This is a genomic window from Burkholderia sp. Bp9142 (genome assembly GCF_003853415.1).
GTDB lineage: Bacteria > Pseudomonadota > Gammaproteobacteria > Burkholderiales > Burkholderiaceae > Burkholderia.
This window is the reverse complement of the sequence record NZ_QTPP01000059.1, coordinates 1-16,046: the sequence shown is the minus strand read 5'-3', so window position 1 is coordinate 16,046 and position 16,046 is coordinate 1. Positions and strand designations below refer to the sequence as shown.

The window sequence follows — 16,046 nt, the reverse complement described above, 5'->3', positions numbered from 1 at the left end:
GATAGCGGATGCAGCGTCGGGGAATGGGCGGTGGGATGCCGCAAAGCAGAAGATTATAAACGTTCGGGCGGCCCGGCGGCCGAGAAGGGGGGAAACGCGGGGGCGAATGGTAAAATTCGCAGATGAAAAAACTCGTGATCCTGATTTCCGGTCGCGGCAGCAACATGGAGGCCATCGTCCGCGCGTGCGCGCAGGAACGCTGGCCGGCCGAGGTTGCCGCCGTGATCGCCAACCGGCCCGATGCGGCCGGCCTGGCTTTTGCCGCGTCGCACGGGGTGGCGACCGCGGTGGTCGACCATCGTTCGTTCGACGGCCGCGACAGCTTCGATGCGGCGCTCGCCGCCGAAATCGACCGTTTCGCGCCCGATCTCGTCGTGCTCGCCGGCTTCATGCGCATCCTGACGCCCGATTTCGTCAGACGATATGAGGGCCGCCTGCTGAACATCCATCCGTCGCTGTTGCCGAGCTTCAAGGGCATTCATACGCATCAGCAGGCGCTGGATGCCGGCGTTGCGCTGCATGGCGCGAGCGTGCATTTCGTGATTCCCGAACTCGACAGCGGCGCGATCGTCGCGCAGGGCGCGGTGCCCGTGCGCGCGGGCGACGACGCGGCGGCGCTCGCGCAGCGTGTGCTGACGGTCGAGCACGTGCTGTATCCGCGTGCGGTGCGCTGGTTCGTCGAGGGGCGCCTGCGCCTCGAGAATGGGCGGGCAGTGGTGGCGCCGGAAGAGGCGCGCTGGATTTTCGCGGATCAACCGCATACCGAAACGAGCGAGGGCGTATGAAGCTGCACGGATTCCTGATTGGCCAGACCGAGACCTTGCTGGCCGAGGTGCTGAAGTTCACCGGCCCTGCCGACGCGACGACGAGCCGGTTCTTCCGCGCGCATCCGAAGCTCGGGCATGCCGAGCGCGGCGTGATCGCCGAGGCGGTGTTCGCGGTGCTGCGCCGGAAGATGGAGTTTTCGCACCTGGCCGAGAGCGGCACGGGCAGCCCCGCGCGGCGCCTTACGTTACTGGGCATGATGCAGACGCAAGGCCGCAACGCGCTGAAGCCGTTCGTGTCCGCCACCGAGGCCGCGTGGCTCGAGCACGTGTCGAAGATCGACCCGGCGAGCCTGCCGGTGCGCGTGCGCACCAACCTGCCGGACTGGATCTACCAGGCGCTGTCGGCCCGTTTCGACGCCGACGAGCTCGGGCAGCTCGCCGCCGCGCTGAACTACCCGGCGCCGCTCGACCTGCGCGCCAACGCGCAGAAGGCGACGCGCGACCAGGTGATCGACGCGCTGCGCGCGAACGGCATTGACGCGGGCGCAACGCCGTTCGCGCCGCATGGCGTGCGCGTCGTCGGCAAGCCGGCGCTGACGCGCCTGAAGCTGTTCGAGGAAGGCCAGATCGAGGTGCAGGACGAAGGCAGCCAGCTGCTGTGCTCGCTGGTCGCGCCGCGCCGCGGCGAGATGGTCGTCGATTTCTGCGCGGGCGCCGGCGGCAAGACGCTCGCGCTCGGCGCGATGATGCGCTCGACCGGGCGCCTCTATGCGTTCGACGTGTCGGAAAAGCGCCTCACGAAGCTGAAGCCGCGCCTCGCGCGCAGCGGGCTGTCGAACGTGAACCCGGTGCTAATCGACAGCGAGCACGATGCGAAGATCAAGCGGCTCGCCGGCAAGATCGACCGCGTGCTGGTCGACGCGCCGTGCAGCGGCCTGGGCACGCTGCGCCGCAACCCCGACCTCAAGTGGCGCCAGACGCGCACGTCGATCGAGGAGCTCGCGCCGAAGCAGGCGTCGATCCTCGCGAGCGCCGCCCGTCTCGTGAAGAAGGGCGGCCGGCTCGTGTACGCGACCTGCAGCGTGCTCGACGCGGAGAACGAAGCGATCGTCGAGCAGTTCCTGGCCGACCATCCGGACTTCGTGCTGGTGCCTGCGCAGAAGGTGCTGGCCGACCAGCGCATCGAGCTCGAGACCGGCGACTACCTGTCGCTGTGGCCGCACCGCCATGCGACCGACGGCTTCTTCGCCGCGGTGCTCGAACGGCGCGCGCAGTAACGGCGGCTCGGACGGATGATGGAGAGTCTGCAAAGCCGCCTGCTGTCGCACCGGCTGGCCTCGGTGATGCGCGATTTCCACCAGCCGGTGATGATCTGGCAGGCGGCGATCCTCGTCGGCGCGCTGTGTTTCGCATGGGTGGCCGCGCGCTTCGTGCACGGCCGGATCGATGCGCGCCGCAGGGCGGCCGGACGCGCGCCCGGTGCGGGCGCGCAAAGCCTGAAGCGCGCGCTGTTCCCGCTGTTCGGCGGCATTTTCGTCGGCGTCGTGCAGCTTGCGTTCGACCCGTTCATGTCGACGGCGCTACTGTCGCTCGCGCTCGTGCCGCTGTTCGGCATCGGGCTGATCTACGTGCTGTTCTTCTTCGCGCGGCGCGTGTTCGCGCGCGATGGCCACACGCATGCGTGGCTGTCGATCGTCGAGAAGCTCGTGTCGACCGTCGTGTGGGCCGCGATGGTGCTGACCGTGCTCGGCATCCAGCGCGACGTGCTCGGCTGGCTCGACAGCGTGCAGTTTCGCGTTGCCACTGCGCATCTCACGCTGCTGTCGGTGATCTCCGGCGCGCTGTGGGTGTGCGTGACGCTGATGGTCGCGATGTGGCTCGGCTCGGTGCTCGAGGATCGCCTGACGCGCGCGAGCACGCTCGACGCGAACCTGAAGGTCGTGCTGTCGCGGGTCGGCCGCGCGCTGCTGGTGTTCGCGGCGATCCTGATCGGGCTGTCGCTCGTCGGCATCGACGTGACGGTGCTCGGCGTGTTCGGCGGCGCGGTGGGTGTCGGCCTCGGCTTCGGGCTGCAGAAGATCGCCAGCAACTACGTATCGGGCTTCATCATCCTGCTCGACCGCTCGCTGCGGCTCGGCGACGCGATCAGCGTCGGCGGGCTGCAGGGCGTCGTCACGCAGATCCGCACGCGCTACACGGTCGTGCGCGGCCTGGACGGCAACGAGACGCTGATCCCGAACGAGAAGCTGATCACCGACGTCGTGCAGAACCAGTCGTCGTACCTGACGCGCGGCTACGCGAAGGTCGCCGTGCAGGTCGCCTATACCAGCGACGTCGAGCAGGCGCTGTCGGTGCTCGCGGAAGCCGCCAACGGCGTGCCGCGCGTGCTCGCCGAGCCGGCACCGACCCCGTACCTGGTCAGCTTCGGCGCGGACGGGATCGATCTGGAGCTCGGCTTCTGGATCGAGGATTCGGCGACGGGCACGTCGGGCGTGCGTTCGGCCGTGAACCGCAACATCTGGCGGCTCTTCGGCGAGCACGGGATCTCGATTCCGTTCCCGCAGCGCGAAGTGCGCGTGGTCGGCCTGCCGGACGGTCTTGCGGCGACCGGCGCGGTGGCCGGGGGCGTGCCCGTGCCCGTGGCCGGCGGCGGCCCGGTGGACGGGCAGGTGTCGGCGGCCTAGGCGCGCCGCGCCGGCGCGAATCGGGCAAGTTCAGCGGCCAGAAGCGGATCACGAGGCTCTCCCGGTCCGTCAATGGACTGTCCGCGTTGCGTCAAGACAAGAAAATATTCATTTTTTACAAAGACTTGGAACGGTTGAAGTAAAATTCCGGTCTACACGCGGTATGCTTTCATTTTTATGACGTCGGCTTGCGCCGGCGTCGCTCTCATCACAGGTAACTGCCTTGTTGAATTCCCTGCTCGATTTTCTTTCCCACGGGCTCCTGCATTTTTCGTGGTGGCAGGTCGCGCTGTTCGCGCTGGCCGTCACGCACGTGACGATCATCGGCGTGACGGTCTACCTGCACCGCTGCCAGGCGCACCGCGCGCTGGAGCTGCATCCGATCGCGAGCCACTTCTTCCGCCTCTGGCTGTGGATGACGACCGGCATGCTGACGGGTCAGTGGGCCGCGATTCACCGCAAGCACCATGCGAAGTGCGAGACCGAGGAAGATCCGCACAGCCCGCAGACGCGCGGCATCTGGAAGGTGTTCCTCGAAGGCGCCGAGCTGTATCGCGCGGAAGCGAAGAACGAAGAGACGATGCGCAAGTTTGGCCACGGCACGCCGAACGACTGGCTCGAACGCAATCTGTACACGAAGTATCCGATTCTCGGCATCAGCATGATGATGGTGATCGACGTCGCGCTGTTCGGCGTGCTCGGCCTGACCGTGTGGGCCGTGCAGATGGTCTGGATTCCGTTCTGGGCCGCCGGTGTCGTGAACGGCTTCGGCCACTTCTGGGGCTACCGCAACTTCAACTCGGCCGATGCGAGCACGAACCTGTTCCCGTGGGGCATCGTGATCGGCGGCGAAGAACTGCACAACAACCACCACACGTTCGCGACGTCCGCGAAGCTGTCGAACAAGTGGTACGAGTTCGACATCGGCTGGATGTACATCCGCATCATGTCGGCATTCGGTCTCGCGAAGGTGAAGAAAGTTGCGCCGACGCCGCGCCTGAACAAGCCGAAGACGGTGCTCGACCAGGAAACGCTGCAAGCCGTGCTGTCGAACCGCTACGAAGTGATGGCGCGCTACGGCAAGGCCGTGAAGCGTGCGTACCGCCAGGAGCTCGCGCACCTGAAGGAACTCGGTTCGAGCGAGAAGTACCAGCTGATGCGCGGCGCGCGCAAGTGGTTCCACAAGGACGCTGACGGCCTCGACGAGCCGCAGAAGAAGCTGCTGCCGGAGATTTTCGCGAACAGCCAGAAGCTGCATACGTACTTCCAGCTGCGCCAGGATCTGGCCGCGATCTGGGATCGCTCGACCGCATCGCGCGAACAGCTGCTCGCGCAATTGCAGGATTGGTGCCATCGCGCGGAACAAAGCGGCATCAAGGCGCTGCAGGAATTCGCGACGCGTCTGCGCCGCTACGCCTGATTCGAAATCGATTAGAATCTCAGGACGTCACAAACCCCGCGTTGGCGGGGTTTTTTCTTTTGGGCCGACGGTTTTCGAAGGACGAGCGGAGGCGCCGGAATTCGTATGAGGCTTGGGGCCGCGCCGACGTGGCGCCCCCGGGGCGAGCGTAGAGGATGGGGCTGGAGTCGGCGTCGAAGCGCTAACTCGGGTCGACCGCGAAGCATGGGACCAGAGTAAGTGCTAAAGCACTAACTCGGGCCGACCGCGAAGCATGGGGCCCGAATAAGCGCTAAAGCACAAACTCGGGCCGACCGCGAAGCATGGGGCCCGAATAAGCGCTAAAGCGCTAACTCGGGCCGACCGCGAAGCATGGGGCCCGAGTAAGCGCTAAAGCGCTAACTCGGGCCGACAGGAGATATGGAGATGCAATCGACGATCAAATCCGTCGAGTACGACCGGCCGGTCTCGGCAGGAACCGTCTGTGGCGTCGGGCAAGCGTGGGCCAAGGTGCCCGATGCTCCGTCCGCCGAAGAACGCGCAGCACTGAAGGCGCGCATCAAGGCGCTGCTCGCCCGTGAAAAGGCCGTGCTCGTCGCTCACTACTACGTGGATGCCGAACTGCAGGAACTGGCCGACGAAACCGGCGGCTGCGTCGCCGATTCGCTCGAAATGGCCCGCTTCGGCCGCGACCACGACGCGCAGACGCTCGTCGTCGCCGGCGTGCGCTTCATGGGCGAAACCGCGAAGATCCTGAGCCCCGGCAAACGCGTACTGATGCCCGATCTCGACGCGACCTGCTCGCTCGACCTCGGCTGCCCGGTCGACGAATTCTCCGCGTTCTGCGATGCGCATCCCGACCGCACCGTCGTCGTCTACGCGAACACCAGCGCCGCCGTGAAGGCGCGCGCGGACTGGATGGTCACGTCGTCGATCGGACTCGAGATCGTCGCCGACCTGCACGCGCGGGGCGAGAAGATCATCTGGGCACCCGATCGCCATCTCGGCAGCTACATCCAGAAGAAAACCGGCGCGGACATGCTGCTGTGGCAGGGTTCGTGCCTCGTCCACGACGAATTCAAGGGCATCGAGCTCGACCTGCTGCGTGCCGAATATCCGGACGCGAAGGTGCTCGTGCATCCCGAGTCACCGGAAAACGTCGTCGCGCAGGCGGACGTCGTCGGCTCGACGACGCAGCTGATCGACGCGGCCGTGAAGTTCGATGCGACGCACTTCATCGTCGCGACCGATCTCGGCATCCTGCACAAGATGCGGCTCGCGGCGCCCGGCAAGACCTTCATCGCCGCGCCGACGGCCGGCAACAGCGCGACCTGCAAGAGCTGCGCGCATTGCCCGTGGATGGCGATGAACGGCCTCGCGAACCTCGCCGACGTGCTGGAACGCGGTCACAACGAGATCTTCGTCGATCCCGCGATCGGCGTGCGCGCGCGTCTGCCGATCGACCGGATGCTCGATTTCGCGGCGGCGCACAAGAAGCGCGTGCAGGCGAGCGGCGATCTGCAGCGCGACCAGCAACTGTTCGCGAACGTGGGGGCTGCATGACTGGTGCAGTCTCCCCGCTGTTCGACAGCGTCCGCGCACAATACGGTGCGGCATTCGACGAAGCGATCGCGCGCAACGTCGCCGATGCGATCGCCGAAGACGTCGGCACCGGCGACCAGACCGGGCGCCTCGTGCCGGCCGGCAAGCCGCGCCGCGCGCGCATCATCGTGCGCGAGGAAGCGGTGCTGTGCGGCGTGCCGTGGTTCGAGGCCGTCATCGCGCGGATCGATCCGTCGATCGTCGTGCAGTGGCGCTATCGCGAAGGCGACCGGATGACGCCGGATTCGACGGTCTGCGAACTCGAAGGGCCGGCGCGGGCGCTGTTGACGGCCGAACGCAACGGGCTGAATTTCCTGCAGCTGCTGTCGGGCGTCGCGAGTGCGACGCGCCGTTACGTCGATCGCGTCGAAGGCACGCGCGCGAAGATCCTCGATACGCGCAAGACGCTGCCGGGCCTGCGGCTCGCGCAGAAGTACGCGGTACGGGTCGGCGGCGGCGAGAACCAGCGTCTCGCGCTGTACGACGGCATCCTGATCAAGGAAAACCACATCGCGGCAGCCGGCGGCGTCGGCGAAGCGCTCGATGCGGCGTTCGCGCTGGATGCGGGCGTGCCGGTGCAGGTCGAAGTCGAGACGCTCGCGCAGCTCGACACGGCGCTCGCGCATGGCGCGCAGTCGGTGCTGCTCGACAACTTCACGCTCGACATGATGCGCGAAGCCGTGCGCGTCGCGGCCGGCAAGGCCGTGCTCGAAGTGTCGGGCGGCGTCAATTTCGATACGGCGCGCACGTTCGCGGAGACGGGCGTCGACCGCATCTCGATCGGCGCGCTGACGAAGGACGTGCGCGCGACCGACTATTCGATGCGGATCGTCGACTGACCGCGCATCATCCCGTCTGACGAAAAAAGCCGTTGGCACGCAAACGCCAACGGCTTTTTTGTGTGGCCGACAAGCCGGGAAGGGGCGTACCGGTCAGCGGCGCGAGCGGGGCGTGAGCACGCTCGGCAGCGCCTTCGGCAGCGTGTGCGGCCAGTCGCGGCTGTAGTGCAGTCCGCGGCTTTCGCGGCGCGAGTATGCACTCTTCACGATCAGCGTCGCGACGTCGACGAGATTGCGCAGTTCGAGCAGGTCGCGCGTCACGCGGAAATTCGCGTAGTACTCGTGGATCTCGTCGCGCAGCAGCGACAACCGGTGCTTCGCGCGTTCGAGACGTTTGTCGGTACGCACGATGCCGACGTAGTTCCACATCAGCCGGCGCAACTCGTCCCAGTTGTGCGCGACGACGACTTCCTCATCCGCATCCGACACGCGGCTTTCGTCCCAGGCGGGCAGCGTGGCCGGTGTCTGGCCCTCGAAGCCGGCCGCCTCGATCGCTTCGGCCGCTGCGCGGCCGATCACGAGGCATTCGAGCAGCGAGTTGCTCGCAAGCCGGTTCGCACCGTGCAGCCCCGTGTACGACGTTTCGCCGACCGCGTACAGGCCCGCGAGATCGGTGCGCCCCGCGAGGTCGGTGACGACGCCGCCGCACGTGTAGTGCGCGGCCGGCACGACCGGAATCGGCTGCTTCGCGATGTCGATGCCGAATTCGAGGCAGCGCGCATGGATCGTCGGGAAGTGTTCGCGCAGGAACGCTTCCGGCTGATGGCTGATGTCGAGATACACGCAGTCGATCCCGCGCTTCTTGATCTCGAAGTCGATCGCGCGCGCGACGATGTCGCGCGGCGCGAGTTCCGCGCGCGGATCGTGCGCGGGCATGAAGCGCGTGCCGTCCGGCAGCTTCAGCAGGCCGCCTTCGCCGCGCACGGCTTCCGAAATCAGGAACGATTTCGCGTACGGATGGAACAGGCAGGTCGGGTGGAACTGGATGAACTCCATGTTCGACACGCGGCAGCCCGCGCGCCACGCCATCGCGATGCCGTCGCCGGTCGCGGTGTCGGGGTTCGTCGTGTACAGATAGACCTTGCCGGCTCCGCCGGTCGCGAGCACCGTGTGCGGCGCCTCGATCGTGATCGTGCGGTCGTTGTCGACGTCGAGCGCATACAGCCCGTGACAGCGGCGGCCGGGCAGGCCGAGCCGGTCCGACGTGATCAGGTCGATCGCATGGTGGTTTTCGAAGAACGTGATGTTCGGATGCTGGCGTGCGCGGTCGGACAGCGTCGCGAGCACCGCATGGCCGGTCGCGTCGGCCGCATGGATGATCCGGCGATGACTGTGGCCGCCTTCGCGCGTCAGGTGGAAGCCGAGTTCGGCCGCATCGTCCTTCGTGAACGGCACGCCCTGCGAGATCAGCCATTCGATCGCTTCGCGGCCGTGCTCGACGATGTAGCGCGTCGCGCCTTCGTCGCACAGGCCGCCGCCGGCGACCAGCGTGTCGTCGACGTGGTTCTCGATGCTGTCCGCCGAGTCGAGGACGGCCGCGATGCCGCCTTGCGCGTTATCGCTCGCCCCCTCCATCATCGAACGTTTCGCGATCAGCGCGACACGTCGCGTGCTGGCCAGGTTGAGTGCGACCGACAGCCCTGCCAGGCCGCTGCCGACGATCGCCACGTCGAATTTCATGCTGCATCTCCATCGTTACGCTTTAGATCTTGTGCGTTCCGTCGGCCGTGGCCGCGGAAAGGGGAGAGCATACCGCGTCGGGCCCGCGCGTGCGCGCAAAACAAAAAGCCCCGCATGTGCGGGGCTTTTTGGTCGCCGTCAGGCTGCAGAAACCGGAGATTACTTGATCTTGGTTTCTTTGTATTCCACATGCTTGCGGACGACGGGATCGAACTTCTTGATCGCCATCTTTTCCGGCATGTTGCGCTTGTTCTTCGTGGTCGTGTAGAAGTGACCCGTACCAGCGGTCGACTCGAGCTTGATCTTGTCGCGTGCGCCTTTTGCCATGATTGTGCTCCTTGGGCTTAGGCTTCGCCGCGTGCGCGCAGGTCAGCGAGCACGGAATCGATGCCGTTCTTGTCGATCAGGCGCAGGCCGGCGTTCGAGACGCGCAGGCGCACCCAGCGGTTTTCGCTCTCCACCCAGAACCGGCGGTTTTGCAGGTTCGGCAGGAAGCGGCGCTTCGTCTTGTTGTTTGCGTGGGAAACGTTGTTGCCGCTCATCGGCGCTTTCCCAGTTACTTGGCATACGCGTGCCATGAGAGCACTCCTAATACGCTAAATTCGGGGTTCGATCGCCGATGAAGGTTCCATCGCACCGCCACGTGATCCATGGCTGCACTCAGAACGCCGAAGCCTTTGCAGACAAGGCCCTTCGATGGCTAGAACTGGTTGGAAAAAAGACAGACGACGATTCTAGCAGAAAAAGTTCAGAAAAATCAAACCCAATTTCGCTTCGTCGTTGCGGCGACCCCAGGGCGGGTCGCCGGGCCACAGTCTACAGCCAACCGGCGCGCGCGAACGAAAATGTATCGGCGGTGCCGACGACGACGTGATCGAGCAGCTTTGCGTCGACGAGCGTGAGCGCTTCGTGCAGCGCGCGTGTCAGGCGGCGATCTTCCGCACTCGGCTGCACGGCGCCGGACGGGTGATTGTGCGCGATGATCAGCGCGGCGGCATTCAGTGCGAGCGCGCGGCGCACGATCTCGCGCGGATAGACGGCCATTCGTGTCAGCGAGCCGCGCGCGCTTTCTTCCACGTCGATGAGGCCGTGACGGGCATCCAGGTACAGCGTGACGAACACCTCGTACGGCCGCGTGCCGATCCTCAGCCGCAGATAGTCCTCGACGGCCCCCGGCGAATCGATCAGCGCGCGCGTGCGCGCCTTTTCGGCCAGCGCGCGCCGCACGATCTCGGTCACCGCGATCAGCAGCGCGGAGCGCGCCGCGCCGATGCCGGGGTGCGTCGCGAACACGTGCGGCTCCGCGTCGAGCATGTCGCGCAGCGAGTCGCCGAACCGGGCGAGCAGCGCGCGAGCGCTGGCGAACACGTCGCGGCCGCCGCCGCCGGTGCCGAGCAGCAGCGCGACCAGCTCGGCGTCGGTCAGTGCGGCCGGCCCGCGCTCCAGCAGCCGCTCGCGCGGCAGGTCGGGTCGCCAGTTCCGCGGGCGGCGCTTGCGCGGCAGCCTGGCGGTGCCGTTGCGGCGGGCCGCAGCGGCCGGGGCATCGGCGGGGTCGCGACATTCGGTCGCCGGGGCGACGAGGCAGGATGGCAGCATGATCGAAACTCCATTGGCGGCGGCCGAGTGCGCGACGACGTCGCACTTTCAGCCTTGCACGCTCAGGTGACTTACAATATTGGCTTTGCGCCGGGCCTTTCGGCCGTTTCGGGCGCCGACGAACACGAGTAATCCATGAGCCTCATCGATCTATCCGAAGTGAAGCCCGGTTCCCATGTGACGCTGCATTACCGGCTTGCACTGGCCGACGGCGCCGACATCGTCAACACCTTCTCCGACAAGCCCGCCACGCTGCTGCTCGGCGCGGGGCAACTGGCGCCCTCGCTGGAACAGATTCTGATCGGGCTCAGGGTCGGCGACCATTCGACTTTTCAGCTAACGCCCGAGCAGGGGTTCGGTCCCCGCAATCCCGACATGCTCCAGCGCGTGACGCTGTCGACGCTGCGCGAGAACGGGATGGTCGGCGACGATTTCACGCCGGGCGACCTGATCGAGTTCAATGCGCCGGACGGCGGCCGCTATGCAGGGGTGCTGAAGGAAGTCAGCGAAACCTCGGCGCTGTTCGACTTCAATCATCCGCTCGCGGGCCAAGCGCTCACGTTCGAAGTGAAAATCATCGGAATCCTGTAATCATGAGCACCACCGATACGCTGTCCGGGCAGACCGTCGCCGCCGATGCCGAAATCCTGCTGGCCCAGCCGCGCGGCTTCTGTGCAGGGGTCGATCGCGCCATCGAGATCGTGGAGCGCGCGATCGCGATGCACGGTGCGCCGATCTACGTCCGTCACGAGATCGTCCACAACAAGTACGTGGTCGAGGATCTGAAGAAGAAAGGCGCGATCTTCGTCGAGGAACTCGAGGAAGTGCCGGCCGGCAACACCGTGATCTTCAGCGCGCACGGCGTGTCGAAGGCCGTGCGCGACGAGGCGGACGTGCGCGGGTTGCGCATTTACGACGCAACCTGCCCGCTCGTCACGAAGGTGCACGTCGAAGTGGCGAAAATGCGCCAGGACGGCGTCGACATCGTGATGATCGGCCACAAGGGCCACCCGGAAGTCGAAGGCACGATGGGGCAGGTCGAGCGCGGCATGCATCTCGTCGAAAGCGTCGAGGACGTGCAGAAGCTCGAACTCGCCGATCCCGAGCGCATCGCGCTCGTCACGCAGACGACGCTGTCCGTCGATGACGCGGCCGAGATCATCGGCGCGCTGAAGGCGAAGTATCCGAAGATCCGCGAGCCGAAGAAGCAGGACATCTGCTACGCGACGCAGAACCGCCAGGATGCGGTGAAGTTCATGGCGCCGCAGTGCGACGTCGTGATCGTCGTCGGCAGTCCGAACAGCTCGAATTCGAGCCGCCTGCGCGAGGTGGCCGAGAAGCGCGGCGTGGCCGCGTACATGGTCGACGCACCCGACCAGATCGATCCGGCCTGGGTTGCCGGGAAGCGCCGCATCGGCGTGACGGCCGGCGCATCGGCGCCCGAAGTGCTGGCCCAGGCCGTGATCGCGCGGCTGCGCGAACTCGGCGTGCGCAACGTCCGTGCACTCGACGGCATTGAGGAAAACGTGTCGTTTCCGCTGCCGCGCGGGCTGAACCTGCCGCCCGCTGCCTGATTACCGCATCGCACCCGCGGTACCCCGAAGCGCGCCTCCCGGCGCGCTTTTTTTTGCGTCGCGAAAAACGAGATCGCAACCATTATTCACATTAATAGTGCAACCCGGTTGCTATGCCTGTGCTTAACCGTCTCTCAAAATTGGTTGCAATGCAGGAAAACCCCATCGAATCAGGATTATTGGCGTCCTATAAATGGAGTTACAATGCGCCCGTTTTCAAGCCGGAATGGCTTTGAAACAGGGTTTTGGCAAGGCGCGGGAGACCTATTCGATGCATGTGAAGTTGGCTTACGCCATGTCCGCCGCCGCACCGGTTGCAATGCTTGCCGGTTGCAGCAAAAAGAGCGACGACGGGGCGGGCAGGGAGGCTGCGGCATACGCAGTACCGGCGGCCAGCGATGTGCGCGCTGCCAGAACCGGTCGTGCGGCGCCGTCGGCGTGCCGCATTGCGCAATCGGACAGTGACAAGGATAACGGGGCACGTTTGGCGATCGAGGCATTCAACGCACAGGGTCCGCAGATCGGCATGCATTCGGCACGGCGGGCAGTACTCGCCGGCGGCGTGGCGGCCAACCGGGCGACGGACACGCGGTTGGCAGGACAACGAGCCGCCGACCGTGATGCGGCAGCAGGGCGCGTCGAACGACGGGCGCCCGGGTTTCGGGGCAACGCAGGCGACGTGCAGATGTCACTGATTCCCTTTCATTTCGATTCGACGAAACAGCGTGTCGCCGCGACCCACCGCGTCGCGGCCGGCGGCCTGCTTCGTTTCACGAATTCCGATCCAGTCCCGACGAAAGTCGGGCGCCGCCTTTGCGATGCCGGTTCGGGCGCCGCGCGGGCGGCGGCGGACGGCTCGCTTGCAGCGCAGGCGACGGCGTCCGGCATCGGAGCGCAAACCCTTGGCGGCAACGGCATGTGCGCCGTCAAGGTGGTCGAGCCCGCGGGCGACGCGGCGCGGAACCTGATCTGCCCGGATGCGGGGCTTGCCCCGGCCCGGACGGAAAAAGGCACGGATTTCGGGAAACCGGAGGCCGGCCGTTTCGGCACGTTGCCCTACGACTTCAAGGAGGCCAAGTACACCGTCCTCGATGTCGTGACGATTTAGCGACGGGACTCTTGATGGCACCGGAACAGTGCGGTGCCGTTTTTGTATCCGCTCCGGCGGCAAGTCCGGCCGTACAGGCCGGGCGGCGCGCGCCGGGACGATCCACCCTTACCGGTATCGACTAGTACCCGCAGTGTCGCCGAGAAGGCGCGATTCCTCGCTTACCCGCGGGGCGCAACGTCCTCCGGCAGCATGGGCCAAGGAGCTTTAAATGGATATTTTCGTCCAGCAGATCCTCAACGGGCTGGTGCTCGGCAGTGTGTACGCCATCATCGCGTTGGGCTACACGATGGTGTACGGCATTCTCGGCATCATCAACTTCGCGCACGGCGACGTGCTGATGATCGGCGCAATGGTTGCCCTGTCGGCGATCACCGTGCTGCAGAACCACTTTCCTGGACTCGGCAACGCCGCGACGCTGACGATCGGCCTTGGCATCGCTGCGGTCGTCTGCGCGTGCGTGGGCTATACGATCGAGCGTGTCGCGTACCGGCCGCTGCGCCGCGCACCGCGTCTCGCCCCGCTGATCACGGCGATCGGCGTATCGATCCTGCTGCAGACGGCTGCGATGATCATCTGGTCGCGCAACCCGCTGCCGTTCCCACAATTGCTGCCGACCGATCCGATCAACGTGATCAAGGCGACCGACACGACGCCCGGCGCCGTGATCTCGGTGACCGAAATCGTGATCATCGCAGTGGCGTTCATCGTGATGGGCGGCCTCTTGCTGCTCGTGCACAAGACCAAGCTCGGCCGCGCGATGCGTGCGATTGCCGAAAGCCCGAACACCGCGAGCCTGATGGGCGTGAACCCGAACTTCGTGATTTCGGCGACGTTCATGATCGGCTCCGCGCTCGCAGCGCTGGCCGGCGTGATGATTGCGTCCGAATACGGCAACGTGCACTTCTACATGGGCTTCATCCCCGGCATGAAGGCGTTCACGGCAGCGGTGCTCGGCGGGATCGGCAACCTCGGCGGCGCGATGGTCGGCGGCGTGGTGCTCGGCCTGATCGAGCAGCTCGGCGCAGGCTACATCGGCAACCTCACGGGCGGCGTATTCGGCAGTAACTACCAGGACGTGTTCGCCTTCATCGTGCTGATCATCGTGCTGGTGTTCCGTCCGTCGGGCCTGCTGGGCGAACGTGTCGCGGACCGCGCGTAACGGAAGGGGAGCAAACAACATGACATCCATTCAACCGATCGAATCCTCGACGTCGCTCGTCGAAGAGCGCAACACGACCAAGACCGTCATCATCGGCATCCTGACCGCGGCCTTCGTGATCGCCGCGCCGATCATCATCGGCTCGGCAGGTGGCAACTACTGGGTCCGCGTGCTCGACTTCGCGATGCTGTACGTGATGCTCGCGCTGGGCCTGAACGTGGTGGTCGGCTTTGCCGGCCTGCTCGACCTCGGCTACATCGCGTTCTACGCGGTGGGCGCGTACACGGCGGCATTGCTGAGCTCGCCGCACCTGAGCTCGCAGTTCGAGTGGATCGCGGCGCTCGCGCCGAACGGCCTGCACATCCCGTTCCTGCTCATCGTGCCGATCGCGATGGCGCTCGCGGCGACCTTCGGGATCCTGCTCGGCGCGCCGACGCTGCGCCTGCGCGGCGACTACCTGGCGATCGTGACGCTCGGCTTCGGTGAAATCGTGCGGATCTTCATGAACAACCTCGACCGTCCGGTGAACATCACCAACGGCCCGAAGGGGATCACGGGCATCGATCCGGTGCACGTCGGCGGCTTCAACCTGTCGCAGACGCACTCGATCTTCGGCTTCCAGCTGCCGTCGGTCTACATGTACTACTACCTGTTCGTGCTGTGCGCGCTGCTGGTGATCTGGACGTGTACGCGCCTGCAGCACTCGCGTATCGGCCGCGCCTGGGCGGCGATCCGCGAGGACGAGATCGCGGCGAAGGCGATGGGCATCAACACCCGTAACGTGAAGCTGCTCGCGTTCGCGATGGGCGCATCGTTCGGCGGTCTGTCGGGCGCGATGTTCGGTTCGTTCCAGGGCTTCGTGTCGCCCGAGTCGTTCACGTTCTGGGAATCGATCGTGGTGCTCGCGTGCGTGGTGCTCGGCGGCATGGGCCACATCCCGGGCGTGATCCTGGGCGCGGTGCTGCTCGCGATCTTCCCGGAATTCCTGCGCTCGACGATGAGCCCGCTGCAGCACGCGATCTTCGGCCACGACATCGTCGATACCGAAGTGATCCGTCAGGCGCTGTACGGCCTCGCGATGGTGATCATCATGCTGTACCGCTCGGAAGGCCTGTGGCCGGCGCCGAAGCATGAGGACAAGATCGCGAAACTGGCGAAGCGCAGCGCCAAGTCGGTGCGCGCTTAACCGACGGACAAGGGGATATCACACATGAGCGACAAACAAATCCGACTGTCCGTCAAGGGCGTGAACAAGCGCTTCGGCGGCCTGCAGGCGCTGTCCGACGTCGGCCTCGAAATCAAGGAAGGCGAGATCTACGGGCTGATCGGCCCGAACGGTGCCGGCAAGACGACGTTCTTCAACGTGATCACGGGCCTCTACACGCCGGATTCCGGCGAGTTCAAGCTCGATGGCACGGAATACAAGCCGACCGCGGTGCACCAGGTCGCGAAGACGGGCATCGCGCGCACGTTCCAGAACATTCGCCTGTTCGGCGGGATGACGGCACTCGAGAACGTGATGGTGGGCCGCCACGTGCGGACCAAGCACGGGCTGCTGGGCGCGGTGTTCCAGACGCCGGCCGAGCGCCAGGAAGAGCGCGAGATCAAGGAACGCGCGATCGAGCTGCTCGAATA

16 protein-coding genes are annotated in these 16,046 nt (G+C 65.8%); 12 read left to right on the top strand and 4 right to left on the bottom strand.

Annotation, left to right across the window (positions count from 1 at the left end):
• Nucleotides 1-122: 122 nt before the first annotated feature.
• The 6 genes from purN (at nucleotide 123) to nadC (ending at nucleotide 7,291) form a co-directional block, all read left to right on the top strand.
• Nucleotides 123-785, top strand: a complete 663-nt coding sequence (gene purN / locus DIE22_RS35985; protein ID WP_124486992.1) for a phosphoribosylglycinamide formyltransferase — start codon at nucleotides 123-125, stop codon at nucleotides 783-785.
• A complete protein-coding gene (locus DIE22_RS35980; RefSeq protein WP_124501782.1) occupies nucleotides 782-2,044 on the top strand; it encodes an RsmB/NOP family class I SAM-dependent RNA methyltransferase in 1,263 nt (420 codons plus the stop codon). Before purN ends, DIE22_RS35980 begins: the two co-directional genes overlap by 4 nt.
• 18 nt (nucleotides 2,045-2,062) lie before the next feature.
• Nucleotides 2,063-3,451, top strand: a complete 1,389-nt coding sequence (locus DIE22_RS35975; RefSeq protein ID WP_124501783.1) for a mechanosensitive ion channel family protein — start codon at nucleotides 2,063-2,065, stop codon at nucleotides 3,449-3,451.
• 223 nt (nucleotides 3,452-3,674) lie between these two features.
• Nucleotides 3,675-4,871 carry an acyl-CoA desaturase gene (locus tag DIE22_RS35970; protein ID WP_124607345.1) on the top strand — a complete coding sequence of 399 codons (1,197 nt, stop codon included), beginning with the start codon at nucleotides 3,675-3,677 and terminating at the stop codon, nucleotides 4,869-4,871.
• Nucleotides 4,872-5,276: 405 nt separating this feature from the next.
• A complete protein-coding gene (nadA, locus tag DIE22_RS35965) occupies nucleotides 5,277-6,413 on the top strand; it encodes a quinolinate synthase NadA (protein WP_124501785.1) in 1,137 nt (378 codons plus the stop codon).
• Entirely contained in the window at nucleotides 6,410-7,291 is an 882-nt protein-coding gene (gene nadC / locus DIE22_RS35960) for a carboxylating nicotinate-nucleotide diphosphorylase (protein ID WP_124607344.1), read from the top strand. Before nadA ends, nadC begins: the two co-directional genes overlap by 4 nt.
• A 93-nt stretch (nucleotides 7,292-7,384) precedes the next feature.
• Here the strand turns inward: nadC and nadB are convergent, their stop codons facing one another.
• The 4 genes from nadB to radC form a co-directional block, all read right to left on the bottom strand.
• Complete coding sequence (nadB, locus tag DIE22_RS35955; RefSeq protein ID WP_124501787.1) at nucleotides 7,385-8,971, bottom strand: L-aspartate oxidase; 1,587 nt, start codon at nucleotides 8,969-8,971, stop codon at nucleotides 7,385-7,387.
• Between the two features lie 159 nt (nucleotides 8,972-9,130).
• Nucleotides 9,131-9,298, bottom strand: coding sequence for a 50S ribosomal protein L33 (gene rpmG, locus DIE22_RS35950; protein WP_006478046.1), 168 nt, complete (start codon nucleotides 9,296-9,298; stop codon nucleotides 9,131-9,133).
• A 17-nt stretch (nucleotides 9,299-9,315) separates the two neighbouring features.
• Nucleotides 9,316-9,549 carry a 50S ribosomal protein L28 gene (gene rpmB / locus DIE22_RS35945; RefSeq protein ID WP_004186391.1) on the bottom strand — a complete coding sequence of 78 codons (234 nt, stop codon included), beginning with the start codon at nucleotides 9,547-9,549 and terminating at the stop codon, nucleotides 9,316-9,318.
• Between the two features lie 238 nt (nucleotides 9,550-9,787).
• Nucleotides 9,788-10,567 (bottom strand): RadC family protein, encoded by a 780-nt coding sequence (gene radC / locus DIE22_RS35940; protein WP_124501788.1) that lies wholly within the window; start codon nucleotides 10,565-10,567, stop codon nucleotides 9,788-9,790.
• Nucleotides 10,568-10,702: 135 nt separating this feature from the next.
• Between radC and DIE22_RS35930 the strand changes: the two genes are divergently transcribed.
• The 6 genes from DIE22_RS35930 to DIE22_RS35905 form a co-directional block, all read left to right on the top strand.
• On the top strand, nucleotides 10,703-11,158 hold the full coding sequence (locus DIE22_RS35930) for a peptidylprolyl isomerase (protein ID WP_124501789.1): 456 nt from the start codon (nucleotides 10,703-10,705) through the stop codon (nucleotides 11,156-11,158).
• A gap of 2 nt (nucleotides 11,159-11,160) precedes the next feature.
• Nucleotides 11,161-12,141 (top strand): 4-hydroxy-3-methylbut-2-enyl diphosphate reductase, encoded by a 981-nt coding sequence (gene ispH, locus DIE22_RS35925; RefSeq protein ID WP_006488968.1) that lies wholly within the window; start codon nucleotides 11,161-11,163, stop codon nucleotides 12,139-12,141.
• 271 nt (nucleotides 12,142-12,412) lie between these two features.
• Nucleotides 12,413-13,249, top strand: a complete 837-nt coding sequence (locus DIE22_RS35920; RefSeq protein ID WP_124607352.1) for a branched-chain amino acid ABC transporter — start codon at nucleotides 12,413-12,415, stop codon at nucleotides 13,247-13,249.
• A 211-nt stretch (nucleotides 13,250-13,460) separates the two neighbouring features.
• Entirely contained in the window at nucleotides 13,461-14,411 is a 951-nt protein-coding gene (locus DIE22_RS35915) for a branched-chain amino acid ABC transporter permease (RefSeq protein ID WP_124501790.1), read from the top strand.
• A gap of 19 nt (nucleotides 14,412-14,430) precedes the next feature.
• Nucleotides 14,431-15,597 (top strand): ABC transporter permease subunit, encoded by a 1,167-nt coding sequence (locus DIE22_RS35910; RefSeq protein WP_124607343.1) that lies wholly within the window; start codon nucleotides 14,431-14,433, stop codon nucleotides 15,595-15,597.
• A gap of 24 nt (nucleotides 15,598-15,621) precedes the next feature.
• Nucleotides 15,622-16,046 (top strand): ABC transporter ATP-binding protein (locus DIE22_RS35905; RefSeq protein WP_148093207.1); only part of this gene is annotated, 425 nt, incomplete at its 3' end.